Genomic DNA, 23,912 nt, shown 5'->3' with positions numbered 1-23,912 from the left:
CTGCGCCTCCTTCATTTGTTTTCTATCTCACTGAGTTCCAGCCACCTCATGCTCTTCTCGTCAAGCTCTTCGTTAAGCAGCGGCAACCGCTTGCTCTTCTCTGTGAGCTCGGCCACGGAGAGGGTGCCGCTGCACAGCGCCTCCTCAATTGACTTCTTCTCTTCCTCCAGGGCGGCTATGTCTTTCTCGAGCTCAGCAAACTCCATTCTCTCCTTGTATGTCATACGTCGTCTGGCCTCATGCCGCGGCTGTTGCGGCGCGGCCTTACGCACCTTGGCTTCCGTCTCCACCTCTTCCTTCGACTGGAGCGAGCTCCATGCCCTGTATTGGGTATAATTGCCGGGGAAATCTTTTATCACCCCATCGCCCTTGAACACCAGCAAATGGTCGACCACCTTGTCCATGAAATAGCGGTCGTGGCTCACCACGATGACGCAACCGGGGAAGTCGGCAAGATATTCTTCCAATATCTGCAACGTCACTATGTCGAGGTCGTTGGTAGGCTCGTCGAGCACGAGGAAGTTTGGATTGCGCATCAGCACTGTGCACAGATACAGTTTGCGGCGCTCGCCACCGCTGAGCTTGCTCACATAGTTGTGCTGTTGTTCGGGCGTGAACAGGAAATGCTGCAGGAACTGCGACGCCGTGAGGTGGCGTCCGCCGCCCAAGTCGATGTAATCGGCAATGTCCCTTACAACGTCTATCACCTTCTGGCCCTCGTCAAACTTAAGTCCTTCCTGCGAGAAATAGCCGAAGCGCACCGTGTCGCCTATCACAATCCGCCCGGAATCCGGCTGCTCGAGCCCGAGCAGCATCTTGACAAACGTCGACTTGCCGGTGCCGTTGTTGCCAACGATGCCCATCTTCTCGTAACGCGCGAAGTTGTAATAGAAGTCCTTCATTATGACATGCTCGCCCGACCACGCCTTAGATATGTACTGGCACTCGAATATCTTGCTGCCTATATATACATTTGAAGACTTCAGCCTCATCTGCCTTTCCTCCATGCGCTGCTTGGCCACCCGCTCCAATTCGTAGAATGCGTCTTCGCGGTATTTGGCCTTGTGTCCGCGGGCCTGCGGCATTCGCCTCATCCAGTCGAGCTCACGGCGATACAGGTTGTTGGCCCTGGCTATCTCGGCCCGGCGTGCGTCAAGCCGCTCCTGGCGCTTTTCGAGGTAATAGCTGTAGTTGCCGCGGTATGTGTAAATGCGCTTGTCGTCGAGCTCCATTATCACCGAGCACACCCTGTCGAGGAAAAAGCGGTCGTGCGTCACCATCAGCAGCGTCTTGTTGCCGCTCGACAGGTAGCCCTCGAGCCACTCTATCATGTCCAAGTCAAGGTGGTTGGTGGGCTCGTCGAGTATCAGCAGGTCGGGCTCGGTGATGAGCACATTGGCCAGTGCCACCCTTTTCTGCTGCCCTCCGCTGAGCTGCCCCATCGGTTGCGACAGGTCGCGAATCTTAAGCCGCGTCAGTATCTGCTTCGCCTTAAGCACCAGGGCGTCGTCGCCGTGATGGTTGAAGCAGGCGTCGAGCACCGACTCAGCCGGGTCGAACACCGGCGACTGCTCGAGGAAGCCCACTTTCAGGTCGCGGCGGAATATTATCTCGCCGGCGTCGCGCCCCTCCTTGCCCGAGAGCACCGAGAGCAGCGTCGACTTGCCCGTCCCGTTTTTGGCAATCAGCCCCACCCGCAGGCCTTCAGCTATGCTGAAGCTGATGTCCTCAAACAGCACGAGCGCCCCGAACGTCTTGGTCAGGTTCTGTACGTCAAGAAACGGTTTGTCCTTTGCCATGCCCTTATGCGTCCTTGAGAGACTTGTTTACCGAGTCGATATACCCGAGCAACTCTTCTTTGCCCACCCTCGTTTCCGACGATGTTATGAATATAGGCGGCAGCTCTTCCCATGTCTCCGTCAGCTTGGCCTTGTATGCCTCGACATTGCCGGCAACCTTGCCGGCCGACAGCTTGTCGGCCTTCGTAAACACGATGGCAAACGGTATGCCGCTGGCGCCCAGCCAGTTGATGAATTCAAGGTCTATCTGCTGCGGCTCATGCCTCACGTCGACAAGCACAAACACGCATGCCAACTGCTTGCGCTGCAGTATGTAGCCGCTTATCATCTGCTCCAGGCGGGCCTTCTCTGTCTTAGACCGCTTGGCATAGCCATAGCCGGGCAGGTCTACCAAATACCACTCACGGTTTATTATGAAATGGTTTATCAGCAGCGTCTTGCCGGGCATGGCCGACGTCTTAGCCAGCTTTTTCTTGCCGCACAACATATTTATTAGGCTCGATTTCCCAACGTTCGAACGGCCAATGAATGCATACTCTATCCTGTTGTCCTTTGGGCACATCGACTCACGCGGCGCGCTCAAAGTAAATTCGGCTGTATTTATTTCCATCGCTATTTATCTGTTTTGACTGCAAAATTAAGGCAAAACGAATGAATTACAAAGAAATGACATGGCTTTTTAACAGCCGATAATAGTTTTTGCGATGTGTATGGCAGCCTACGACTGCATGAAGCGGCCCTGTCGGCGGCACCGTCAACGATGCAGGGCCGGGCTGCCCACACTGCCCGATGCGCACGGGGCGGCTGCGCTCCGGCCAGTGCAAGATAGGGCTTAGGGCGGGACGAAACGGATGGCCCGCAGTAAAACATGATTACACTTATGGCCATGCCTGACGCCGGCGGCACCATAGGATGGCAAGGCGGCACATTCCGGCCTGCCATACGGCACGTTTCGCACAGCGACAAAGGCCGTTTGGCCATAGCATTCGGCCCGTTTGGCAAACGCCTCACAGCCAGCTTGTTGCGCCGGATGCCGTGAGTAGCATTTTTTATTACAACAAATGGCCGCCAACCGAGGCCATGACGCTACAGGCAAGCCCAGGAGCCAGACCGGCCGCTGGCATGGCGCAATGGCGATGACATGCAACCAAAGGATGGTCATGGGCCGCACAAACAAAGGCCACCGGCACCGAAAAATCACCATTTCAGTGTATTATTACCACCCAAAAGACCAATTTCAGGGCCGTCTCCGTGCCAAATATCACTAATAATTGCGATTGCCTACTGCTCGAATTATGCCTAACTTTGCACCCGAAATCAAAAATCATATCACTCAACTCATATACATCGACATGAATAAATCGCCATATCAATTGCGGTATAGCCTTCTACTCATATCCGTATTTGCGTTTGCGCTTACAAGCGCCCAACAAGCATTAAAGCTGACAAGCATAGTTACCGACAAGGCTGACGGCGCGCCGCTGAGCCATGCCCGCGTGGAGGTGCGCTCCGCCGAAGGCAATGCCTTGGCCGGAGGGGCCCTGACCGGGGCCGACGGCAAGGCCACCATACAACTGGGCAAGGCGGGCAGATACACCGTGAGCGTGAGCCTGCTGGGCTACAGGAAGCACAGTGGCACGGTCGACTTGAAGTCGTCTGAAACGATGGCCATCAAGATGGCGGTCGACGAAAAGTCTCTCGGCGAAGTGGTGGTCGACGGCCTGAGCCCCACCGAGAAAGTGGCACGGCTGGCATACAACGTTTCACTTATAGAGACAGACAAGTTTAAGAACACCACCATGGACCTGGCAAGCGTGATGGACCGCATAAGCGGCGTGAGGATAAGGCAGGGCGGCGGAGTGGGCTCCGATGCCGACGTGTCGCTCAACGGATTCTCGGGCCGCCACGTAAAGGTGTTCATCGACGGGGTTCCGATGGAAGGCATGAGCTCGGCCTTCGGGCTCAACAACATACCTGCGGGGCTGGCCAAGCGCATCGAGGTGTACAAGGGCGTTGTGCCCATAGAGCTCGGAGGCGACGCCCTGGGCGGGGCCATCAACATCGTGACAGACAAAAGCCGGCGCACCAGGGTCAACGCGTCTTACTCGTTTGGCTCGTTCAACACTCACAAGACCAACGTCTACGCCGAGTATACGGCCAAAAACGGTTTCCACGTTTCGCTGAACGCTTACCAAAACTATTCGGACAACGACTACAAGGTGAACATCGACCACTACACGGACTTCACAAACAACAGCGTGGTCTACGGCGACTTCGAGGTGCGACGCTTCCACGCCAGGTACCACAACGAGGCCGCCGTGCTCAAGGTGGGCGTGGTAGACAAGCCTTTTGCCGACAGGCTGCTGCTCGGATTCACCGGCGGCTATGAGTACAAAGAGACCCAGAACGCATCTAACATGAACTGGGTGTACGGCGCCCGATACACCACTGCAAGCACCCTGATGCCCACGCTGACATACGAGAAACGGTTTGACGTGCTCGAAGGGCTGCATGTGTCGCTCAACGGCAACTACAACTTCGGCAAGTCGTATGCTGCCGACACGGCCAGCTGCAACTACAACTGGCTGGGAGAGCGCGGCCCCGACAAGAGCGCCCCGGGCGAACTGTCGTACACAAAATACCACTACCGCGACCACAACGGTGCGGCCAACCTGGCCATAGCGCTGTTTCCGGCCCCCGGCCACTCTGTGTCTGTAAGCTCAACACTGACCACCTTCTCGCGGTCGGGCAAGGATGAGACCGTCAGCAAGCCAGAATACGACCACCCGCAAAAGAGCGTCAAGGCCACATCAGGCCTTAGCTACAAGTACGACTACAGGGGAATATGGAACACGTCGGCCTTCGTGAAAAACTATGTCAACCACCTTGAGGCATGGCTCGACCCCGACGGCGGGAGCAACTACCGCGACATGAGCTCCACTGAGTCGTATTGGGGAGGCGGGCTGGCCACTACTTATTTCATAGGAAAGCGCCTGCAGCTGCGCCTTTCTTACGAATATGCCTACAGGCTGCCAACGAGCCGCGAGCTGTTCGGCTCGGGCGACGACATAGAGAGGGGCAACGCCACGCTCAAGCCCGAGACGAGCAACAACGTCAACCTGGGGGTCACGGTGCGCCCCATGGACACGCCGGCACACCGGCTTACCATTGACGCCGCATTGCAATACCGCGACATCAACGACTACATACGCCGCACCACAAACAACGACAACGGGCGCGCCAGCTCAAGCAACGAAGGGGGCGTGCGCAGCATAGGCGGCGACATGAGCCTGAGATACACCTACAACGGCATGTTGTTTGTCGGGGCCAATTTCAGCTACTTCGACATGCGCAGCATGATGAAGTACAAAACGGGCACACAAAGCCTGAGCCTCAACTACAAAGAGCGCATACCGGCCATGCCATACATGTATGGAAACGCTGAAGCAGGCGTGAGCCTCAACGACGTGGTGGTCAAGGGCACTCTGCTCGACATACACTACATGATGAGCTATGTGCATGAGTTCAACTACGAGTGGAACACATACAACAACAGCGAACTGGAAGTGCCGACGCAGATTTCGCACGACATCAACATAAGCTACAGCTTCGGAAGGCAACGCGAATTTACGGTGTCGGCTGAATGCCGCAACATTTTCGACGAAAGACTCTACGACAACTTCAAGATGCAGAAGCCCGGACGGTCGTTCGCCTTCAAAGTGGCCTACAACTTCAACAAGTGAAACAATGACACTGACATTGAAAAAACAATAAACACTAAAGACAAATGAAAAAAGACTTAAGACTCATTGGCCTCGGCATGCTGGCGTGTGCCATCACGGCCTGCACCAGCGACGACGACGCAAACCCAGGCTCAACAACGCCGCCTAACGGAAACAGCACCGAACAGTATATAGTGATGAGCGGCTCGGGAGAGAGCAACGGGGCCTACCTGCAACAGGTTGACAGCATTGCGTCGGGGCTGCTCGACGCTACAGGCAACACCAACAACCGCATCTTCTTCAGCGGCAACAACCCCGACTTCGTGAACTATGGCAACAAATATCTGATTGGGATGAACTACCCTTCGCAGGGAGGCTCGTCGTCAGACTATATCACCAAGGCATGGAAACTGTCTGGCGGAACCATGGTGCAGCACGGCAGCGGACTGGCGCTCGATGGCGATGTCAAGGCAAGGGGCATATTCAAAAACTACCTCATAGGGCTCTCCGACCAGACCGGCGACGGACACTATGAGCGCGTGAAGTTCATTGAACTGGAAAACTTCAACCGCGCGGTTGTCGACGGGATAATAGATTGCGACAACCTCGATGCCGAACCGGCCAGCCTGATGGAAGGCGAGACATGGGGAGTGGGCGACCTGGCAGGATACGGAGACTATGTGCTGATGGCCTACTACACAAAACACATAGAGCCCGACGACCAGTCGACACGCGCAAAAGCCACCTACAGCACCGACCTGGCCAACAACCTGTATATCGGCGTATATGAGTTTGACCCTGAAGACAGCCAGAAAGAGTATCTGAAATACCAACACACGATTGTGCGCAAGAGCGCCGACCACCCGGGACAAGAGGCCGGGCAGATAAAAGGCAACAACCGCTCGCGCACCGAGACGGGCATCGAAGTGGTGGGCGACGACATATACCTGTTCTGCCAGAGCACAATCAAGAACTCTGACGAAACCGCCCCGCAGATGCCTTCGGCCGTGCTGAGGATAAGCGGAAGAAACATCGACAACGGGATGCCGGTGGGTATTGACAGCGACTACTACGTTAACCTGACCGAAAAGACAGGCCACTACCTATGGAGATGCTACTATATAGGCGACAACAAGTTTTGCCTTCAGCTATTCTCTGAGCCCGGCAACAGCGGCGTGGCCGAGGGGTCGCACAAGAAGTTCGGCATTTTCGACGTCGAGACAATGGAATACAACGAGGTGAGCGGACTGCCCTCGCCCTCTGAGATACAGGACATCGCACTGCCGGTGGCCATCGACGAAAGCCGCAACACCATCACCTTAGAAATGCAACTGGCCGACGGCTCACGCGCAGCGCTCTACACGATAGACAAAGACGGCAATGCCGTGCGAGGCATGGAGGTCAACACGGAGTCTATCCTGGGTGTGAGCCTGCTTAAAGAAGACCAATAATCAAGGCCTGCACAATGAAAAAGACATTCAGAAAAATACACCTTTGGCTCTCTGTCCCCTTCGGGCTGATTATCTCTATAATCTGCCTGACGGGGGCAGCCTTGGTTTTTGAGCGTGAAATCAATGATGCGATAAACAGCCATCTCTACGAGATTGAGCCTCCAGAAAACGCAAGGGCGCTCGACATTGCAACCATAGCGCACCGCGTAAGCGAACAGGTAGACGACTCGCTGAGCATTGCCAGCATCATCATTCCGGCTGAAAAAGACCGCTCTTACCAAGTAACTTTCAGCAACTTACGCAAGCGCTCGCTCTGTGTAAACCAATACACCGGCGAAGTATTGGGGTGGCCGGAAAGCCATCCGTTCTTCCAGACCGTGCGACAGCTGCACCGTTGGCTCATGGACGTGCCGCCTAAGAAAGGCGACAAGACTTCCGGCAAGACCATTGTCGGGGTTTCAACTCTGGCCATGGCCATCATCCTACTGTCGGGGTTGGTCGTATGGTGGCCCAAAAACAGGAAAGCATTGAAGCACCGGCTGCGGGTTTCCTGCACCAAAGGGTGGCGACGGCTATGGTATGACAGCCATGTGGCGCTGGGATTCTACTCTACCCTGGTCTTGCTCGTCATGGCTTTGACAGGCCTCACATGGTCGTTCGGATGGTACAGGACGGCCGTCTACGGCATGTTTGGGGCCGACACGCAAAAGCAAAGCCACGCTCGGGCCGACAACAACGGCAAGACTGGCAAAACGAAGGCCGGCAACCCCCAAGCCGACTACACCGCATGGGACAAGGCGGCACGCAACATTGCGGCCCTATACTCGGGCGACTACTCGTCGATAACGATTGCCAATGGCACCGCACAGGTGAGCAAGAACGGCGAAGGATACCTCAGGCACGTGGACAAACTGACGTTCAACACCAAGGACGGACTCGTGGAAAGCATAACGACTTGGGGCGAAACTCCGCGCGAGGCCAAGTTAAAAGGATGGTTTTATGCCTTCCACACCGGAGCGTGGGGTGGCCCGACAACAAAGGTTATCTATTTCATCATGGCTTTGATTGGCGCTATATTGCCCCTGACAGGCTACTATCTGTGGATAAAACGGATGATGGCCAGACGAAAGAAAAACAGCTGAAAGCCCGCAACGGCGCCATACCTAAAAAACAAAGACATTGGCAAAGCCTGCTTACCGAGCGGAAGCGAAGACTTGCCAATGTCTTTTTCATATCTTTACCGCCCCATGCGGCAACCTTCAAAACGGCGGGTTCTGGCTATCCTCGGCCGTAACGGAGCCACCATCGGGCTGCGACGGCCGGGCTGCAGCGCCCCCATCGCTTGCCGCGGGGCGAGGCCTGACGCTCAGCAACTCTATGTTCTCGGCCCAAACCTCGGTCACATTGTGCTTTACACCGTGCTTGTCGTTATACGTGGTATACCGTATGCGCCCCTCAACATAGAGCTTGTCGCCCTTGTGTACATACTTCTCTACAATCTCGGCAAGCCGCCTCCACAAAACAACATTATGCCAGTCTGTGCGCTCTGGCACCTGTGTTCCGTTCTGGAGCACGTAGCCGCGCTCGGTCGTAGCCATCGTAAGCCTGGCCACGGCCACCCCTTGGTCAACGTACCTTACTTCAGGTTCCCTGCCCACATTACCAATAAGCATCACCTTATTCATGACAAAACCGAATCAGGATGAACAAGAAAACTCAACAAGCACACAGAGTCAATGAAGCATTACTTGCATTGCCCCAAGTAGCGGAACTTGAAATTCTTGCCTTTTGCCGACGGAAACTGGCTGCGACTGTCTACACGCTGGCGCAGATGCTCGACTATACGGTTGTAGCAATCCATGCCCGAGACGGCCTTGCATTGGGCAACAAAATGCGTATCGCGGTACTGGAACTTGCCGGTGCCGGGCACCTGAAGCACGCGTTTGAAATCAATCACGCCCTCATACCACCCCGGAAGTTCCTCGTTGAGGTGGGCTATTACCGGTGACACTATCTTCTCGCGGTCGTTGGCAGGCGAAACGCTGTGCAACGCACGCTTCTCCTTGAAGTCGAGCATGGTAGCTGCCTCGGTCTTGATTATAATGAAATATACACGTGGACGTATCTTGTAACGCTTTGGGTAATACACATCACTCGCTGCGTACTCACGGATATCTTCCTCCAACATGGGATTCATGCCAATTTCATCAATACTTGCCAAGAAGTCGATGGCATCATCTACATTATGGACTAAAATCTCCCTATCGAAATATCTTAAGTACAAATTCATTTGGTAATGTTGTTTTTCTGAGTAAAATAAAAGAAGAGCGGAAAACGGGACTCGAACCCGCGACCCCGACCTTGGCAAGGTCGTGCTCTACCAACTGAGCTATTTCCGCGAAAAATGGTGAAGAGGAGGAGACTCGAACTCCCACGTCGCAATTAACACTACCCCCTCAAAGTAGCGCGTCTACCAATTCCGCCACCTCTCCATCAAACAAGAAAAAAGAGTGCCCAGAACAGGACTCGAACCTGCACGCCTCGCGGCACACGCACCTGAAACGTGCGCGTCTACCAATTCCGCCACCTGGGCATTTGCTTGAGCATCCCGTGCTCAAAAACTCTTTTGTACATAATGTCGAGCGGAAAACGGGACTCGAACCCGCGACCCCGACCTTGGCAAGGTCGTGCTCTACCAACTGAGCTATTTCCGCTTTTGCACTTCCTTTTGTAAGGAGCGTTTCTCTTAACGCGGTGCAAAGGTACGACTTTTTTTGAAACCTGCAAAATTTTCGGCAACTTTTTTCTCGTTTTTTTTCAATTCATGCGTTTTTTGTAGTCTTCATACCCAAAAGAGCGCATAATTTCGAGATTTCCGTCTGCATGCAGGAAGCCTATTGCAGGATGCGAAATACCGTTGAACATCGTGGTCTTGACGGTGGTATAATGGAGCATGTCTTCAAAAACCACGGTATCGCCCACGGCGAGCGGCTTCTGAAAACGCCACGCCCCCATAAAGTCGCCGGCCAGGCAGCTGTTGCCCCCAAGCCTGTATGTGCAAGGCTCGCAGGCCGCCTCAAGCGGCAACAGCTGCGCCCCCCTCACCTCGGGATGGTATGGCATCTCCAGGCAATCGGGCATGTGGCATGTAAAGCTAACGTCTAGTATGGCCGTTTTTATGCCTTGGTCTTCCACCACGTCAACCACATGTGACACCAGGCTGCCCGTACGCCATGCGAAAGCGCTGCCCGGCTCAAGTATGACATCCAGGTTGGGGTAACGAGAATGGAATCCCCTGATGGTATCGACAAGCAGGTCTGTGTCGTACCCCTCGCGCGTCATGAGATGCCCGCCGCCAAAGTTTATCCACTTCAACTGAGGGAACCACTTTGAAAACTTATCCTCGATATGCACCAATGTACGCGCAAACACGTCTGCCCCGCTCTCGCAATGGCAATGGCAATGAAAGCCTTCAACCCCCTCGGGAAGCCGTTCGGGGAGCTTGTCGGGCGATATGCCGAAGCGGGTTCCGGGCGCACACGGATTGTAAAGCATTGTGCCGACCTCCGAGTAGCCCGGGTTTATGCGCAGCCCAAGCGAGAGCTGTGGGTTTACATCGCGCACGCGAGACGAATATCTGGCATACTGTGTCAGCGAATTAAACGTGATGTGACTGGAGCACCGGGCTATCTCGTCGATCTCGGCGTCGGTATACGCCGGCGAGAACGTGTGCGCCGGCGCCCCGAACTCATCGAAGGCAAGCCTGGCCTCGCTCAATGAGCTCGCAGTGGTAGAGTGTATGTATTCCCTGAACACGGGGAACGTCTTCCACAAGGCGTATGCCTTAAATGCCAGTATAATCTCGGCATCGGCCCGCCTGGCCACATCGGATATCAACTGGAGGTTACGCCTCAACAGCGTTTCCTCTAATATATAAATAGGTGTATGCATACCTTCAAACGTTGTTGCGTCAACTTTCATGATTTATTTTGCTGCAATGGTTTAACTTCCGGCTTGCCCTGCCAAGTTTGTTGCCGCAGGAAAGCCGCCGCAAAGATACGCAAAATCCGCGTGAAAAACAAATGAATGACGGGCATACTGCCCAGGGCGGAACGCTCATAAAGGCAGCAGGGTCGAGGTGTCCCACTGGCAACGCTTCATGTCGACATGGCCGTTGGCCCGAAAAGCCACACCTTCGGCCCTGAGCGCAGCAGCCTGGCCGGGCCAGCACGGAGCCGTACGGCCCGAAGCGCCGACCACCCTGTGGCAAGGTATGCCCTCGCCCGCCCCGACACAGCTGAGCACCCGGCCCACCATGCGGGCATGGCTGGGCCAACCGGCAAGACAAGCCACCTGACCATACGTGGCCACCATGCCGGCAGGGATGGCCGCCACCACTTCGCACACCGCACGCCTGAACTCGCAAGCATCGGGCTTCATCGGCTCGCACTCCCCTCAACCCCGAGCAGAAAGCGTTTCGCGTCGATGCCTCCGGCATAACCGGTGAGCGAGCCGTCGGCCCCCACCACCCTGTGGCATGGAACGAAAATGGAAACAGGATTGGCCCCGTTGGCGTTTGCGACCGCCCTGCTTGCACCGGAGCGGCCCAGAAGTTGGGCCAGGCGCCCGTAAGACACGGTATGCCCATAGGGCACCGACATCAACTGCCGCCACACCTCTTGCTGGAACTCGGTGCCCACCAGCATCAATGGCACGGTAAAGGCAACGCGGTTGCCTGCAAAATACTCGTCGAGCTGCAAGGCCGCCTCGGTTGTCACCGGCGAAGCCATTTCACAGGCACCGACACCCAAGCGACGCTCCAAACTGGCCTGCGCACGCCCGGGATGCAGCTCACGGGCCCACGCGCAAAGGCACAGGCGACCGTCAAAAGCCCCGAGCAAAAGTTTGCCGCAGGGCGATTGGTAACTCACAATCGCAATATTACTCGATGTAGACATTATTATTATTGCATAATTTACATTAAACACAAACGCACAGAGCGCCAAGACCCTTGGGGAAACAGCGCACGCAAATATACATCTTTTCGGCCACACAGGCAACACATCAGTGAGAAAAGTGGCACACACAGCGCACAGCCGGCGCTGAAACCAAGCGCATTGCACAAAGCCCACACACCACTGCCCGGCTGCAACCGGCAAACCGCAATAGCAATACGGCCCATATCGCCTCTCAGTACAGGCCGTTTCAGACTGCAAAACATGCCGTTTTGCAACGCCAAATGGGCCGTATTGCCAACACGCTGATACACAGACAGTTGGCAAGCGCCATAGCAGGCAAGCCAAACAAACTCCCTGATGGCACAGGTGGGAAAGCCATACGCCAAGACGAAAAGCACCCCCTAAAACACCCCGGAGGATCCATAACGACCGAATGACACAACAAACAAGCCACAACAGAGCAAAAAAGGCATGGCAAAAGGAACGACAGCCACAATCAAACAGCGTGAAACCGCCGTGTGCCCACACAACAAATTTTATTGAAAAAACGCAATAAAAACTTTTGGTGTTGCCAAAATTAATTCGTATATTTGCACTCGTTATCCTGAAAACAATCTTTTTACCTTAAAACGGCTAATACCTATAAGATATAGAGCGATTGTCTGTGAGGATCGTCGCTTTATTTTTTGCCTCGACATTTTTAGTTAATTAAGGTTAACCACGAATTCATTCCATAAGCCATACGCCCCATTATTCACAAAAAAGCAGTAACTTTGCGGCCGATTTAGTCCGTGGAGGCTTGAGAAAGTGATGGCATGAGGCCATTCCGCCTTGCGGAAAAAACCGTTTAACATAATAAATAATGTACGCAATCGTAGAAATTAACGGTCAACAGTTCAAGGCTGAGCAGGGCAAGAAGCTCTTTGTTCACCACATCAAGAACTCGGAAGCGGGTCAGGCTGTTGAGTTTGAGAAGGTGCTGCTTGTAGACAAAGACGGCAGCGTGGAAGTAGGCGCACCCACCGTGGACGGCGCAAAAGTAGTGTGCGAGGTAATCACCCCGCTCGTAAAGGGTGACAAGGTCATCGTGTTCAAGATGAAAAGGCGCAAGGACTACCGCAAGAAGAACGGCCACCGCGCACAGTTCACCGAAATCAGAATTAAGGAAGTAATCGCTTAAACCAAAGGAGGAAACAAGAAAATGGCACATAAAAAAGGTGTTGGTAGTTCCAAGAACGGTCGCGAGTCAGCTTCACAACGACTCGGAGTGAAAATCTGGGGTGGCCAGAAAGTGATAGCAGGCAACATCATAGTTCGCCAGCGTGGCACAAAGCACAATCCCGGCAAGAACGTAGGCATCGGCAAAGACGACACACTCTACGCCCTGACCGACGGCATCGTCAACTTCAAGAAAGGCCGGAAAAACAAGAGCTTCGTATCCGTAATACCTGAGGGCGAGGCATAATAAAAACCAAACAACAACTTATTCCAAACAAACAACAGACTCCCGCGGCACTCATCAGAGAGCCGCGGGAGCCTGCCTTTAATGACACTTGCCGCAACGGCAAACAGCAGCACGCCGCGACGGCAACACCGACAGCCGGCCGGCACGGAAGCAACCTGCCACCATGCCGCCCGAAAACAAATAGAATTTGCCAACAAACCGCTTCTTCATTTAATACCATGCCACAAAAACAATCCTCGACAAAGATTTAGACCAAAAGCAGAAACTTTTGCCACGGTTAAATTGCATTATTCCTATAAAATTGCTACTTTTGCAGAGAATATGCCGACGCCGGGCGCAACCGACGCCAAAGCGCCATGCTGACGGCACAAACCACACTGCACAAGAAGAGAGAAAAGGCAGACAATGAAACTCATAATAATGACCAAGCCCACGTTCTTCGTGGAGGAAGACAAGATACTCTCATCACTCTTCGACGAGGGCCTTGACAACCTGCATCTTTACAAGCCGGGAGCCGCACCGATGTACTCGGAAAGGCTGCTGACCCTGCTGCACGAAGACTACTATAACAAGATAACCGTTCACGGCCACTTCTACCTAAAAGACGAATACGGACTTAAAGGCATACACATAGACGACGCCACCAGTCTGCCGCCAAACGGATACAAAGGACATGTGAGCCGCACGTGCCACACGCTGGACGAACTGAAGGACGCGAAGAAAAAGTCGAACTATGTGTTCCTGAAGAATGTGTTCGACAGCCTTACCAACGGCAACGAGAAAGCTTCGTTCACCATTGAGCAACTGGAAGACGCCGCCAGCCACGGACTGATAGACAAGAAGGTGTATGCGCTGGGCGGGATGAACATAGAAAACATACGCACGGCCCGGGAACTGGGATTCGGCGGGGTTGTTGTGTGCGGCGACCTGTGGAACCGCTTTGACATCCACAACCAGCTCGACTACAAGGAACTCATACTCCATTTTGAAAGGCTCCGCAAAGCCACAAACTGAAAGCACATTACATAAACAAACAACAATAAAATGAGCGAACAAAACTCTTACATGGTCTTCTCGGGTACCAATACGAGATACCTCGCAGAAAAAATCTGCAAAAGTTTGGATTGCCCGCTGGGGCAGCTCCTCATAACGAAGTTCTCTGACGGAGAATTTGCTGTCTCATACGAAGAGTCCATCCGTGGTCGCGATGTGTTCCTGGTACAGAGCACATTCCCCAACTCAGACAACCTGATGGAGCTGCTGCTGATGATAGACGCCGCAAAACGGGCATCGGCCAGGACCATCAACGCCGTAATACCCTACTTCGGATGGGCACGGCAAGACCGCAAGGACAAACCGAGGGTGAGCATAGGAGCAAAGCTCATTGCCGACCTGCTCAGCGTGGCCGGCATAGACAGGCTCATCACCATGGACCTGCACGCTGACCAGATACAAGGATTCTTCAACGTGCCGGTAGACCACCTGTATGCTTCTGGGGTACTACTGCCCTACCTGCAAAGCCTGAAACTGAAGGACATGGTGATAGCTTCGCCTGATGTCGGCGGCTCAAAGCGTGCCAACACTTACGCCAAATACTTCGGCTGCCCGCTGGTGCTCTGCAACAAGACACGCGCCAGGGCCAACGTGGTGGAAAGCATGCAGATAATAGGAGACGTCAAAGGAAAGAACGTCATAATCATCGACGACATGGTGGACACGGCCGGAACAATTACAAAGGCTGCCGACATAATGAAGGAAGCCGGAGCCCTCACCGTGAGGGCATGTGCCTCGCACTGTGTCATGAGCGGTCCGGCCAGCGAGCGGGTGCAGAACTCATCACTCGAAGAAATCGTGTTCACCGACTCGATACCCTACTCCAACCGCTGCGCCAAAATAAAGCAAATATCGGTTGCGGACATGTTTGCAGAAACGATAAGGCGAGTGATAAACAACGAAAGCATAAGCAGCCAATACCTGGTGTAACAAGGCGAAATATGCGCAAGGACACTATAACTGTACTGACGGCGGCAAGCATGATGCTTGCCGCTTGTCAGTCTGGCTCTTTCAAGATAAGCGGCAGTGGAGAAAAGCTAGTCGATGGCGACACGGTGATAATGGCAAGGGCCGACAGCGAAGGGCAGCCTGTAGACACGGCAGTGGTGAAAGACGGCAAGTTTGAGTTTGCCGGCAAGGCTGATTCTACACGTTTCTGCATCGTTTTCTCAACAAAAGACAGGGAAGCCCAGCTGCCTTTCTTTGTGGAAGGCGGCAATATAAGGCTCTACATGGCAGACAGCCCTCTGACAATGGAGGTTGGGGGCACAACGATGAACAACAAATGGCAGGACTTCGTAGATGAGACGGCTGGCATCGGGCTTGACATAAACAGGCTTGCATCGCGCCTCTACGACACAAAAGCCGACCACCAAGCCCGCCAAGAGATTATGGACTCTATAACTGAGCTGAACAAGATGTTTGAAGAAATACTTATCAGCAAGGCCACGAAAAACATCGACAATGAGTTTGGGGCTTTCTTATTGACATATTACAACCGGTTCATCAATCGGGATAAAAGACATGAACTGGAACAAAAAATGCCCGGCGAATTGCGCGAAAAAACGTTCTGACAATAACGGTCAGTTGAAGTTGAATACGTCGACGGCACTTGTGGGCAAGCCATGAAGTCTGTTTTTTGGAAATGCCTTGCCGGCGACGGAATGACAAAGCGTCAATAGGATGCCTGGCAACGTATGGCCTTGCATGGTAAACCTTGATGTTTTGCAGAAACCAATTCACCTATCTTTACTTACCAACCATTGCTGTGACATGTGCCAGGCCGTGAACCGCAACGCAAAATGCATGGCTCTGCTGCAAGACTTAACCGACACGGCAAGGCCATCACTGAGGCAAGGCACTGCCAGCATAAGAACAAAAGGCGCAGAAGCATGCTGCATGGGCTATGCTTCTGCGCCTTGATGACGCATGCCTTCAATGGCATGAACTCAGTTTCCGGTCACTATCACTTGTCGTTTGGCAGGGTGAACCACTTGACATAGCAGAAATCCTGACGGTGCGGCAGCTTTGAGTTCTTCGGATACATCCTTATGGCACCCTTGAAAGTTCCGGCGCTATTTGCTTCCAACTTACCCTCAAATGTGTAATTGTTGCCTTCGTGCGAAACAACCTTGAGCGGTATGATGCTGGATATGCGCTCCTCGCCGTCGTCGTCGCTCTTGACTGACACAAACTCCAAGCCGATGGCATCATCAAGCCCCTGCTCGTTGAGAACATACTTGATGGTGTATTCCTTGCCTGTCTCTACACCACTGGCAGGTATGTCCCACTCGCATGAAACAACCTCGATGGCATCCCAACGCTCTGCAACGACCTCTTTCCACTGTGCAATCTCCTTGGCAACACGGTTGTCGTCTGCCGAAAGCATCTTGAAACGGGCAGCTTCCTTCTCGTAGAACTTGCTATAATAATCGTCGAGCTGGCGCTTCATAGTGTAATGAGGAGCAATCTGGGCAATTGAGTTCTTGATGACCTTGATCCAACCCTCGCTGTAGCCCTTCTCGTTCTTGGCGTAATAGAGCGGTATGATCTCACGCTCAAGCATGCTGTAGATTGTTGCTGCGTCAAGCTGATCCTGATAGCTTTGGTTCTGGTAAGTACGCTTCTCGGTCAAAGCCCATCCGGCTCCCTCACGATAGCCTTCCAGCCACCAGCCGTCAAGCACAGACAGGTTGACAACACCGTTCATCTCTGCCTTCTCTCCTGATGTACCAGAAGCCTCAAGCGGACGTGTCGGGGTGTTCATCCAAATGTCAACGCCAGCTACCAGGCGGCGTGCCAACTGATAGTCGTAGTCCTCCAGGAATATTATCTTGCCAAGGAACTCCGGGCGCTGGCTTATCTCGTAAATCCGCTTTATCAGTCCCTGACCGGCACCGTCGGCGGGATGTGCCTTCCCCGAGAAAAGGAACTGAACCGGACGCTCTGGGTTGTTAACTATCTTTTCAAGGCGCTCAAGGTCTGTAAACAGCAAGTGGGCGCGCTTGTATGTGGCGAACCTACGGCAGAAACCGATGATCAACGCATTAGGATTGATTCGCTCAAGCAATGATACGACACGCGATGGGTCGCCCTGATTGCGCAACCATTTCTCAGAGAACTGCATCCTGATGTAATCGACGAGCTTCTTCTTCAAAGCCATTCGGGTGTCCCAAATCTCATCATCGGGCACTTTATATATGGCTTCCCAGATGCTTTGGTTGCTCTGGTCGCTCATGAACGACTCATCAAAATACTTCGCATAAATCTTTCTCCATTCTGTTGCGGCCCATGTCGGCATGTGAACACCATTGGTTACATAACCTACATGGTTTTCTTCGGGATAATAACCGTTCCAGATGCTTGAGAACATCTTCTGGCTTACCCATCCGTGCAGCTTGCTTACTCCGTTGACTTCTTGGCATGTGTTGCAAGCAAACACCGACATGCAGAACTTCTCGGAATGGTCATTGGGGTTGTTTCGGCCCATTCCGATAAGCTCATCCCATGATATTCCGAGCTTTGCGGGGTAGCCACCCATGTACTTTCCAAACAAGCCTTCGTCGAAGTAGTCGTGGCCCGCGGGCACCGGAGTGTGCACAGTATACAATGAAGACGCGCGCACGAGCTCCATAGCCTGGTTGAACGACAGTCCGCTTTCAACATAATCACACAGACGCTGCAGGTTGCAAAGCGCTGCATGACCTTCGTTGCAGTGATAAATATCTTTGCTAATGCCAAGCTTCTTCAGCATGAGAACACCACCAATGCCCAAGAGAATCTCCTGCTTAAGGCGGTTTTCCCAATCACCTCCGTACAAAGAGTGAGTGATAGGCTTGTCAAATTCAGAGTTCATCTCGTTGTCAGTGTCAAGAAGATAGAGCTTTATGCGCCCAACATTGACACGCCACACATATGCATGAACAAAATAATTAGTATACGGAACGTCAACAACGAGCGGGTTGCCGTCGCTGTCAAGCTGGCGCTCGATGGGCAGGAGGTTGAAGTTCTGAGCCTCGTAATTGGCGATCTGCTGCCCATCCATGCTCAGAGACTGCTTAAAGTAGCCATAACGGTAAAGGAAACCGACAGCACACATATCCACATTGCTGTCTGATGCCTCCTTAAGATAGTCGCCGGCAAGCATGCCCAAGCCGCCAGAATAAATCTTCAAGACCTGGTTCAAGCCGTATTCCATTGAAAAATATGCCACCGAAGGACGCTTGCGATTAGGCTTAACGTCCATGTAATCGCGGAATAACCCATAGACGTTCTTCACCTTCTTCATGAGAGCCTTGTCCTTTACGATTTCTTCCTTGCGCTCATAGCTAAGCCGCTCAAGCAAAAGAACGGGGTTGTGATCTACCTCGCGGTACAGCTCGGGTGACAGCTCACGGAAGAGATCCCGTGCCTCATGGTTCCAAGACCACCACATGTTGTGGGCCAGCTCATCCAGACACTTAAGCTGTTCAGGCATGCCTGACCTAACGTTCAACTCTTTCCACTGAGGAACGTTAACATAATCTGCTTTAATTTTCATATTTTAATTTGATGAATACTATTCATTTCAATCCCACAACACGCCTCTCTGCCTTTTCCAATGCAATGGCGTATGCTTCAAAATAATACTTTATAAACTCACTCCAAAGTGCTTTCTTCGATAAAGCATCTGCGTTGGCGCGTGCTTTCTTGACCTGCGAATCTGTGAAATTTGAGAAATCAGCCACAGTCTCCTTGATATTGTCGGCTACTTCCGAGTAGTTGTAATCGGTTCGGTGAATCACCTTCACACCATCAATAAGCTCGCTGTAACCTCCCTTTATGCTGTTTGCCCATAGACCAAAGCCCGACAAATCTGTCGTGATGCACGGCACCTTGAATGCAATAGCCTCAAGCGGAGTATAACCCCATGGTTCGTAATACGAAGGATAAATGCACAAGTCATTGCCGAGCACAATATCATAATATGACATGTTCAGTATGCCGTCGTTCCCATCAAGATAACACGGCAGGAAAATAACCTTCACATTATCTTCCTGACGGTTGTGCATGTCATAATACTTAAGGGTATCCAGCACACAGTCGTGGCTCATCTCATGCAGCCAATGCGTCACGAGCGGCACTTCCAATGGTGTGTCATAATCCTTTCCGCTGGCAAGACGCTCCTGCAAGTCTCTGCGCGGCTCGCCAACCCATCCCGGCACTTCAATGAAAGCAACGACTTTCTTGTGCAAAACCTTGTCCCGCAGCAGCCTGTTCATGGCTTCTATGTAAACGTCGACGCCCTTGTTGCGGAATTCATAGCGCCCGCTTGTCGACACAATCAGCGTGTCATCCCCAAGGCGCTCGCCAAGCAAGGAGCTCGCAACATCAAGCATGCGCTTGCGTGCTTTCTTCCTCTTACGTGCAAAGACCGCTGGTGCAGGAACGAAACTGTTGTCGAATCCATTCGGCAAAACTACATCAACCTGTTTGTCGAGCAACTCTTTGCATTCATTCGCAGTAATGTCGCTCACGGTGGTAAAGCAGTCAACGTGCCACGCAGTCTGTTTTTCAATAGAATGCTTGCTTTGCATGTTAAGCTCTCCGGCCATCTGGTCGCCATTGTAAGCAAAAAGATAATCGTAAAGCGGCTTCATATTGCCAGCAATACTCCTTCCGATGCTTGTTGCATGCGTAGTGAAAAGAGTCGCCACCTGCGGCAACTTGTTGTTGACATACAACAGTCCAAGGCCGGTCATCCACTCGTTGCCATGATACACAACGCGGTCGTCAGCCCCAAGATTGTGATTATAGAAGCTTTCAACAACAAGGCCTGCTGCATATGAGAACATCGAAGCCTCATCATAGTCTCCGTAAGCGTGGAGGCTATCTACCTGATAATGCTCCCACAGCCATGTATATATATCATTCTTTTGTGGGTAATAAGGTTTAAAGTCGACCAAGACAGTAACCGGGCTGCCCGGCACACGCCACCGCCCTATCCTCACGTTCAAGTTCTCAGAGGCCGCAGCCTCGCGCCAACCAGCCATGAGGCTTGGGTCTTCTTCAAAATAACAATCCTGAACATCTCCTCCAAAATCAGGCCCGATGAATATTATTCGGTCTTTCATCATGTCCTGAAGTGTCTTGGCTCTTGTAGACAGCACAGTGTAGATACCACCTACCTTATTACAAACTTCCCAACTTGATTCAAATATATAATCCGGTTTCAAATCATATCTTCCCATAAAGTTACTCGTTAGCAGTCGCAAATATACATTAAATTATTGAGATTTACAATAAAAGGCAAAACAATCTTCAGCAACATAACGATTTAATGATTTATATTTGCTATCTTTGCAGAAGGCCTAGACTTGTGCGCGTCAACACAAATAAAATGCATAACAAACAGGAGCCTGCAATGCCCACCACATCAAAACAAACGTTATTTATTACGACATGAAAAGAATACTCACAATAGCAGCACTTGCACTGATGGCTGCTTCAGCAATGGCACAAAGCGATGCAGAGCCATTCAAAGGCAACCTGTCGAATGACGAATACAAGGTTTACATAAACTTCGACTTCCACGGCAGCGGAATCAACGTGCCCGGGCACGAGATACTGGGACAGTTGCCGGGATACCTTGCCAAGCAACGAAACAGTTTTTACTGGCTTATCACCTCGGCAAAGATTGTCGGGAAAGACAAGGCCGAGATCGAGTTGATCAACGATTACGGCAGCGAAGACCTGACAGCAACCCTCACTATCAAAGACGACAGCACATATGTGCTGACGCAAGGCGACGGGAGCGCATTGAAAGTGCCCAACGACGGTAAATGGCAGAAGCTGCCACAAAAACTCGTTTTAAAGAAGAAATGAGCCCGACGTCACCTGGCGGCGCCACGCCACGCACTGCCTCACACCCCAGCATGCATGCCCCATTGCCAGCCGCGAGGCTTCACAACCTGCCGGCGCAATAGTCCATCTCGTGCAATTCGCACCAGCCTGCATCCCTGACTTCCCTAAGGAAAAGCCTTGCGCACATCTCGGCGTCGTCGCCCGCGCGGTGGTGCGCTCCCATTGGTATCTCAAACTTTGCGCAAAGATAATCCAACTTGTTGCAGCTGAAGTCATAAAGATGGCGTGCGGCACGCAACGAGCAATAATATGTGACATCAGGCTTTGGCAAGCCATACTGTTCGAGGGAGCTGCGTATGCAGCTCATGTCGAACGCCGCATTGTGTGCAACAAGCACCGGTGTCTCAGCCAGATAGGCCGACAGCTCATCCCAGACAAAAGGAAAAGCCGGTGAATTTTCCGTGTCCTCAGGCCTTATTCCATGTATTTGTATGTTGAAATTGCTGTAAAAATTGTCCCTGGGCCTAACCAGCCACGACCTTGTTTCCCTAATCTGTCCGTCACGCACGACACAGATGCCGGCCTCGCAAACAGAATCACGCCTGCCGCTGGCCGTCTCGAAGTCAATAGCCACAAAGTCCAAACCTTTATATTCCATAATCATTCGTATGTCGTTATAAACAACCACCGGGTGCAACCCGGATAAAAGGGCATGCCAGAAGGCAGCAGACGCCAATGCATTGAGGGGTCAAGCCAAGCACCGACAATGCCAACCAGCCGCTACCACCAAATCATACCGCGGCAAAACAAAGAGGGCGCATCACCATGATGCACCCTCTTGTTATCACGATATTGTTTCATTCACCTTATCCTGTCGGCAGCCCTGACCAACCTCTCATCGGCCATGATGGCACGGCGGGCCAGAAAATAGAACACCGATGCCACCAGCGGACAAGCCCCTGCCCACGTCGGTGCAAACTCTGCAGAACCGTCACCCGGCTTCAGAACGCCGCCATATACCACATAAAGTATATACCAGCCAACCACCAACAGCATGGCGAACATGCAAAAACGGGCCTGCAGCAACCGGTTGGCGTACATGAATATGGCATAGAGGCCAATAGCCGCCGACAGCAGCAGTACGGCGAACAGCGGCCACGTCACAAATTGGCGGACGCCGGTGGGGCCGGTCACCCACAAGTTATACTCACTGTAAACGGCAGCCCCGCCCTCAGTGAAAGTGCCTATTTGCATGCAGAGGCAAACCACCGAGAGCACTACTGCCACCAACAGATATATTGTCTGTATGCGCTGTATCATGACATCTGCTACATCAGCTTATTTTTCTTCTGCCTGGGCAGCCTCCTTTGAGGGGTCCCTCCAGTAAACCTTGTTTTCCACAAACTCCTGCGTAGCAAGCAACGTAGGCTTGGGCAGCTTTTCATAATAGCGCGAAATCTCTATCTGCTCACGGTTTTCAAACACTTCCTCCAAGCTGTCATTGTAAGAAGCGAACTCCGCAAGCTTCTTGCTGAGGTCTTCCTTTATCTGAACTGAAATCTGGTTTGCGCGCTTTGCGATGATGGCAACACTCTCATAGATATTGCCCGTCTCATCGCACAAGTCCATGATGTTTCGTGTAACGGTGTTAACCGGAGCTTTTGATTTCTTGTAATCCATTTTAATATTGCTAATCTGAATTTGATTTATCGACAATAAAACAATGCAACATCAGTCGTTGGTGACCTTCTTGCACTTCTCAATATACTTTTTGGCCGTGGCAGCTTCCTTGCTGTCGGGATACTCGTTGAGGAACCCGTAGCACTCGTCTTCGGCGTCACGGTAGCGGTCAACGCGCTTGGCCTCTATGCTCTGCTCGGCCAGTTCAAACTTGCTCTTCATTATCAGCACAGCAAAATCCTCGCGCATCTTGCTGTACGGATATGTCTTCAGCGCGTTCTGGGCCGTCACGATGCAAGCCTCAAAATTAGAGCCGCCGCCGGTGCAGTTGCCGAAATAGTCGCCGAGGTCGTAATAGAGCTTGGCAGAGAGATATTCCTTCATCACCAGTTTGTCCTGAAGGTCAAAGAGACGCTGCTGCGCTACGGGGCGTAGCTTCGAGTCGGGATAAATGTCCAAGAACTGCTGGTAGGCGTTGATGGCACCCACTGTAGGTGTCTGGTCGAGCCGTGGCTCCGGGGTGCTCTGGTAGAGCGACTGCCCTATGTAATAAGCGGCCTGCTCGGCATAAACGCCCTTGGGATACGACGAGAAGTACTTCTTGAACGTTGCCGACGCGCTCTCGTAGTCGCGGTCGCTGTATTCAGCCATTGCCAGCATGTAGAGGCACTCCTCGCCATTGTCTGTACCCTTCATCACGGTCAGCAGTTCCTGCAATAGCGAGATGGCATGCATATACTTGCCGCGGGCGAAACACTCCTTGGCATACTCATACTTATAACTGTAGTCGGCTGATTTGTATACGCGGTTAAACTCAGTGGTGCATCCACTGAAGAGAGCCGCAAAGCAAAACAATATGAATATCTTGGTCTTCATCCGTTGCTGATTTGGATTGCAAAATTAGTCATTTTCCATAGAAACCCCAAGTATTTCGTTTGTTT

General features: G+C 52.5%; 22 protein-coding genes and 4 tRNA genes. 9 read left to right on the top strand and 17 right to left on the bottom strand.

Annotated elements, in window-relative coordinates:
• Positions 1–11: 11 nt before the first annotated feature.
• Entirely contained in the window at positions 12–1,799 is a 1,788-nt protein-coding gene (locus M3089_RS09480; RefSeq protein WP_249083672.1) for an ABC-F family ATP-binding cassette domain-containing protein, read from the bottom strand.
• Between the two features lie 4 nt (positions 1,800–1,803).
• Positions 1,804–2,409, bottom strand: coding sequence for a ribosome biogenesis GTP-binding protein YihA/YsxC (gene yihA / locus M3089_RS09475; protein WP_205111481.1), 606 nt, complete (start codon positions 2,407–2,409; stop codon positions 1,804–1,806).
• Positions 2,410–3,151: 742 nt separating this feature from the next.
• On the opposite strand from yihA, the gene M3089_RS09470 reads away from it, so the two are divergent.
• From M3089_RS09470 to M3089_RS09460, 3 genes are read left to right on the top strand one after another with little or no spacing between them, the layout of a single operon-like run.
• A complete protein-coding gene (locus M3089_RS09470) occupies positions 3,152–5,542 on the top strand; it encodes a TonB-dependent receptor (RefSeq protein ID WP_249083670.1) in 2,391 nt (796 codons plus the stop codon).
• Between the two features lie 44 nt (positions 5,543–5,586).
• Complete coding sequence (locus M3089_RS09465; protein WP_249083667.1) at positions 5,587–6,972, top strand: DUF4374 domain-containing protein; 1,386 nt, start codon at positions 5,587–5,589, stop codon at positions 6,970–6,972.
• A 14-nt stretch (positions 6,973–6,986) separates the two neighbouring features.
• A complete protein-coding gene (locus M3089_RS09460) occupies positions 6,987–8,114 on the top strand; it encodes a PepSY-associated TM helix domain-containing protein (protein ID WP_249083665.1) in 1,128 nt (375 codons plus the stop codon).
• A 117-nt stretch (positions 8,115–8,231) separates the two neighbouring features.
• Here M3089_RS09460 and M3089_RS09455 read toward each other — a convergent pair whose 3' ends face one another.
• From M3089_RS09455 to M3089_RS09415, 9 genes are all read right to left on the bottom strand, one after another.
• Positions 8,232–8,657, bottom strand: a complete 426-nt coding sequence (locus tag M3089_RS09455; RefSeq protein WP_205111473.1) for a single-stranded DNA-binding protein — start codon at positions 8,655–8,657, stop codon at positions 8,232–8,234.
• 59 nt (positions 8,658–8,716) lie between these two features.
• Complete coding sequence (locus M3089_RS09450) at positions 8,717–9,262, bottom strand: hypothetical protein (RefSeq protein WP_205111471.1); 546 nt, start codon at positions 9,260–9,262, stop codon at positions 8,717–8,719.
• Between the two features lie 36 nt (positions 9,263–9,298).
• Positions 9,299–9,371: transfer RNA gene (locus M3089_RS09445), tRNA-Gly, on the bottom strand.
• Between the two features lie 6 nt (positions 9,372–9,377).
• A tRNA-Leu gene (locus M3089_RS09440) sits at positions 9,378–9,464 on the bottom strand.
• 19 nt (positions 9,465–9,483) lie between these two features.
• A tRNA-Leu gene (locus M3089_RS09435) sits at positions 9,484–9,565 on the bottom strand.
• Between the two features lie 48 nt (positions 9,566–9,613).
• Positions 9,614–9,686 (bottom strand) — tRNA-Gly (locus M3089_RS09430).
• A 103-nt stretch (positions 9,687–9,789) separates the two neighbouring features.
• Positions 9,790–10,953, bottom strand: coding sequence for a carboxynorspermidine decarboxylase (nspC, locus tag M3089_RS09425; RefSeq protein ID WP_249083663.1), 1,164 nt, complete (start codon positions 10,951–10,953; stop codon positions 9,790–9,792).
• A gap of 135 nt (positions 10,954–11,088) precedes the next feature.
• Complete coding sequence (locus M3089_RS09420; RefSeq protein ID WP_249083661.1) at positions 11,089–11,412, bottom strand: MGMT family protein; 324 nt, start codon at positions 11,410–11,412, stop codon at positions 11,089–11,091.
• Positions 11,409–11,930, bottom strand: a complete 522-nt coding sequence (locus tag M3089_RS09415; protein ID WP_249083659.1) for a methylated-DNA--[protein]-cysteine S-methyltransferase — start codon at positions 11,928–11,930, stop codon at positions 11,409–11,411. Before M3089_RS09415 ends, M3089_RS09420 begins: the two co-directional genes overlap by 4 nt.
• 862 nt (positions 11,931–12,792) lie before the next feature.
• Here M3089_RS09415 and rplU point away from each other — a divergent pair.
• The 5 genes from rplU to M3089_RS09390 all read left to right on the top strand — a co-directional run bounded on the left by rplU (position 12,793) and on the right by M3089_RS09390 (position 16,022).
• Entirely contained in the window at positions 12,793–13,110 is a 318-nt protein-coding gene (gene rplU, locus M3089_RS09410) for a 50S ribosomal protein L21 (protein ID WP_205111463.1), read from the top strand.
• Between the two features lie 21 nt (positions 13,111–13,131).
• A complete protein-coding gene (rpmA, locus tag M3089_RS09405; protein WP_205111461.1) occupies positions 13,132–13,395 on the top strand; it encodes a 50S ribosomal protein L27 in 264 nt (87 codons plus the stop codon).
• Positions 13,396–13,800: 405 nt separating this feature from the next.
• Positions 13,801–14,409, top strand: coding sequence for a thiamine phosphate synthase (locus tag M3089_RS09400; protein WP_205111459.1), 609 nt, complete (start codon positions 13,801–13,803; stop codon positions 14,407–14,409).
• 30 nt (positions 14,410–14,439) lie between these two features.
• A complete protein-coding gene (locus M3089_RS09395) occupies positions 14,440–15,378 on the top strand; it encodes a ribose-phosphate pyrophosphokinase (protein ID WP_205111457.1) in 939 nt (312 codons plus the stop codon).
• Between the two features lie 11 nt (positions 15,379–15,389).
• Positions 15,390–16,022: a DUF4369 domain-containing protein gene (locus M3089_RS09390; RefSeq protein WP_249083657.1), complete on the top strand. Its 633-nt coding sequence runs from the start codon at positions 15,390–15,392 to the stop codon at positions 16,020–16,022.
• Between the two features lie 392 nt (positions 16,023–16,414).
• Here the strand turns inward: M3089_RS09390 and glgP are convergent, their stop codons facing one another.
• Together glgP and M3089_RS09380 are read right to left on the bottom strand one after the other, a co-directional pair.
• Positions 16,415–18,988 carry an alpha-glucan family phosphorylase gene (gene glgP / locus M3089_RS09385; RefSeq protein ID WP_249083652.1) on the bottom strand — a complete coding sequence of 858 codons (2,574 nt, stop codon included), beginning with the start codon at positions 18,986–18,988 and terminating at the stop codon, positions 16,415–16,417.
• A gap of 22 nt (positions 18,989–19,010) precedes the next feature.
• The gene (locus tag M3089_RS09380) at positions 19,011–20,678 is read right to left on the bottom strand and encodes a glycosyltransferase (RefSeq protein WP_249083649.1); all 1,668 of its coding nucleotides are present in this window, start codon (positions 20,676–20,678) and stop codon (positions 19,011–19,013) included.
• A gap of 211 nt (positions 20,679–20,889) precedes the next feature.
• Between M3089_RS09380 and M3089_RS09375 the strand changes: the two genes are divergently transcribed.
• Complete coding sequence (locus M3089_RS09375) at positions 20,890–21,312, top strand: hypothetical protein (RefSeq protein WP_249083647.1); 423 nt, start codon at positions 20,890–20,892, stop codon at positions 21,310–21,312.
• Between the two features lie 79 nt (positions 21,313–21,391).
• Here the strand turns inward: M3089_RS09375 and M3089_RS09370 are convergent, their stop codons facing one another.
• The 4 genes from M3089_RS09370 to M3089_RS09355 all read right to left on the bottom strand — a co-directional run bounded on the left by M3089_RS09370 (position 21,392) and on the right by M3089_RS09355 (position 23,847).
• Complete coding sequence (locus tag M3089_RS09370; RefSeq protein WP_249083644.1) at positions 21,392–21,949, bottom strand: 3'-5' exonuclease; 558 nt, start codon at positions 21,947–21,949, stop codon at positions 21,392–21,394.
• Between the two features lie 203 nt (positions 21,950–22,152).
• Complete coding sequence (locus M3089_RS09365; RefSeq protein ID WP_249083642.1) at positions 22,153–22,611, bottom strand: DUF4293 domain-containing protein; 459 nt, start codon at positions 22,609–22,611, stop codon at positions 22,153–22,155.
• A gap of 18 nt (positions 22,612–22,629) precedes the next feature.
• A complete protein-coding gene (locus M3089_RS09360; protein ID WP_205111443.1) occupies positions 22,630–22,971 on the bottom strand; it encodes a DNA-directed RNA polymerase subunit omega in 342 nt (113 codons plus the stop codon).
• 51 nt (positions 22,972–23,022) lie between these two features.
• The gene (locus M3089_RS09355) at positions 23,023–23,847 is read right to left on the bottom strand and encodes an outer membrane protein assembly factor BamD (RefSeq protein WP_205111441.1); all 825 of its coding nucleotides are present in this window, start codon (positions 23,845–23,847) and stop codon (positions 23,023–23,025) included.
• Positions 23,848–23,912: the final 65 nt, after the last annotated feature.

The sequence above is a fragment of the Marseilla massiliensis genome (genome assembly GCF_023336985.1).
GTDB classification, from domain to species: domain Bacteria; phylum Bacteroidota; class Bacteroidia; order Bacteroidales; family Bacteroidaceae; genus Prevotella; species Prevotella intestinigallinarum.
Note: the sequence above shows the minus strand (reverse complement) of the source record. Positions and strands in the feature narration are given on the sequence as shown.

Excerpts from the sequence above, each read along its gene's own strand:
- M3089_RS09470 (WP_249083670.1), top strand. The coding sequence starts at position 3,152 with ATGAATAAATCGCCATATCAATTGCGGTATAGCCTTCTACTCATATCC.
- M3089_RS09460 (WP_249083665.1), top strand. The coding sequence starts at position 6,987 with ATGAAAAAGACATTCAGAAAAATACACCTTTGGCTCTCTGTCCCCTTC.
- M3089_RS09380 (WP_249083649.1), bottom strand. The coding sequence starts at position 20,678 with ATGGGAAGATATGATTTGAAACCGGATTATATATTTGAATCAAGTTGG.
- rpmA (WP_205111461.1), top strand. The coding sequence starts at position 13,132 with ATGGCACATAAAAAAGGTGTTGGTAGTTCCAAGAACGGTCGCGAGTCA.
- M3089_RS09360 (WP_205111443.1), bottom strand. The coding sequence starts at position 22,971 with ATGGATTACAAGAAATCAAAAGCTCCGGTTAACACCGTTACACGAAAC.
- glgP (WP_249083652.1), bottom strand. The coding sequence starts at position 18,988 with ATGAAAATTAAAGCAGATTATGTTAACGTTCCTCAGTGGAAAGAGTTG.
- M3089_RS09415 (WP_249083659.1), bottom strand. The coding sequence starts at position 11,930 with ATGTCTACATCGAGTAATATTGCGATTGTGAGTTACCAATCGCCCTGC.
- rplU (WP_205111463.1), top strand. The coding sequence starts at position 12,793 with ATGTACGCAATCGTAGAAATTAACGGTCAACAGTTCAAGGCTGAGCAG.
- M3089_RS09395 (WP_205111457.1), top strand. The coding sequence starts at position 14,440 with ATGAGCGAACAAAACTCTTACATGGTCTTCTCGGGTACCAATACGAGA.
- M3089_RS09390 (WP_249083657.1), top strand. The coding sequence starts at position 15,390 with ATGCGCAAGGACACTATAACTGTACTGACGGCGGCAAGCATGATGCTT.
- M3089_RS09355 (WP_205111441.1), bottom strand. The coding sequence starts at position 23,847 with ATGAAGACCAAGATATTCATATTGTTTTGCTTTGCGGCTCTCTTCAGT.
- M3089_RS09375 (WP_249083647.1), top strand. The coding sequence starts at position 20,890 with ATGAAAAGAATACTCACAATAGCAGCACTTGCACTGATGGCTGCTTCA.
- yihA (WP_205111481.1), bottom strand. The coding sequence starts at position 2,409 with ATGGAAATAAATACAGCCGAATTTACTTTGAGCGCGCCGCGTGAGTCG.
- M3089_RS09420 (WP_249083661.1), bottom strand. The coding sequence starts at position 11,412 with ATGAAGCCCGATGCTTGCGAGTTCAGGCGTGCGGTGTGCGAAGTGGTG.
- M3089_RS09465 (WP_249083667.1), top strand. The coding sequence starts at position 5,587 with ATGAAAAAAGACTTAAGACTCATTGGCCTCGGCATGCTGGCGTGTGCC.
- M3089_RS09370 (WP_249083644.1), bottom strand. The coding sequence starts at position 21,949 with ATGGAATATAAAGGTTTGGACTTTGTGGCTATTGACTTCGAGACGGCC.
- M3089_RS09480 (WP_249083672.1), bottom strand. The coding sequence starts at position 1,799 with ATGGCAAAGGACAAACCGTTTCTTGACGTACAGAACCTGACCAAGACG.
- M3089_RS09400 (WP_205111459.1), top strand. The coding sequence starts at position 13,801 with ATGAAACTCATAATAATGACCAAGCCCACGTTCTTCGTGGAGGAAGAC.
- M3089_RS09365 (WP_249083642.1), bottom strand. The coding sequence starts at position 22,611 with ATGATACAGCGCATACAGACAATATATCTGTTGGTGGCAGTAGTGCTC.
- M3089_RS09455 (WP_205111473.1), bottom strand. The coding sequence starts at position 8,657 with ATGAATAAGGTGATGCTTATTGGTAATGTGGGCAGGGAACCTGAAGTA.
- M3089_RS09450 (WP_205111471.1), bottom strand. The coding sequence starts at position 9,262 with ATGAATTTGTACTTAAGATATTTCGATAGGGAGATTTTAGTCCATAAT.
- nspC (WP_249083663.1), bottom strand. The coding sequence starts at position 10,953 with ATGAAAGTTGACGCAACAACGTTTGAAGGTATGCATACACCTATTTAT.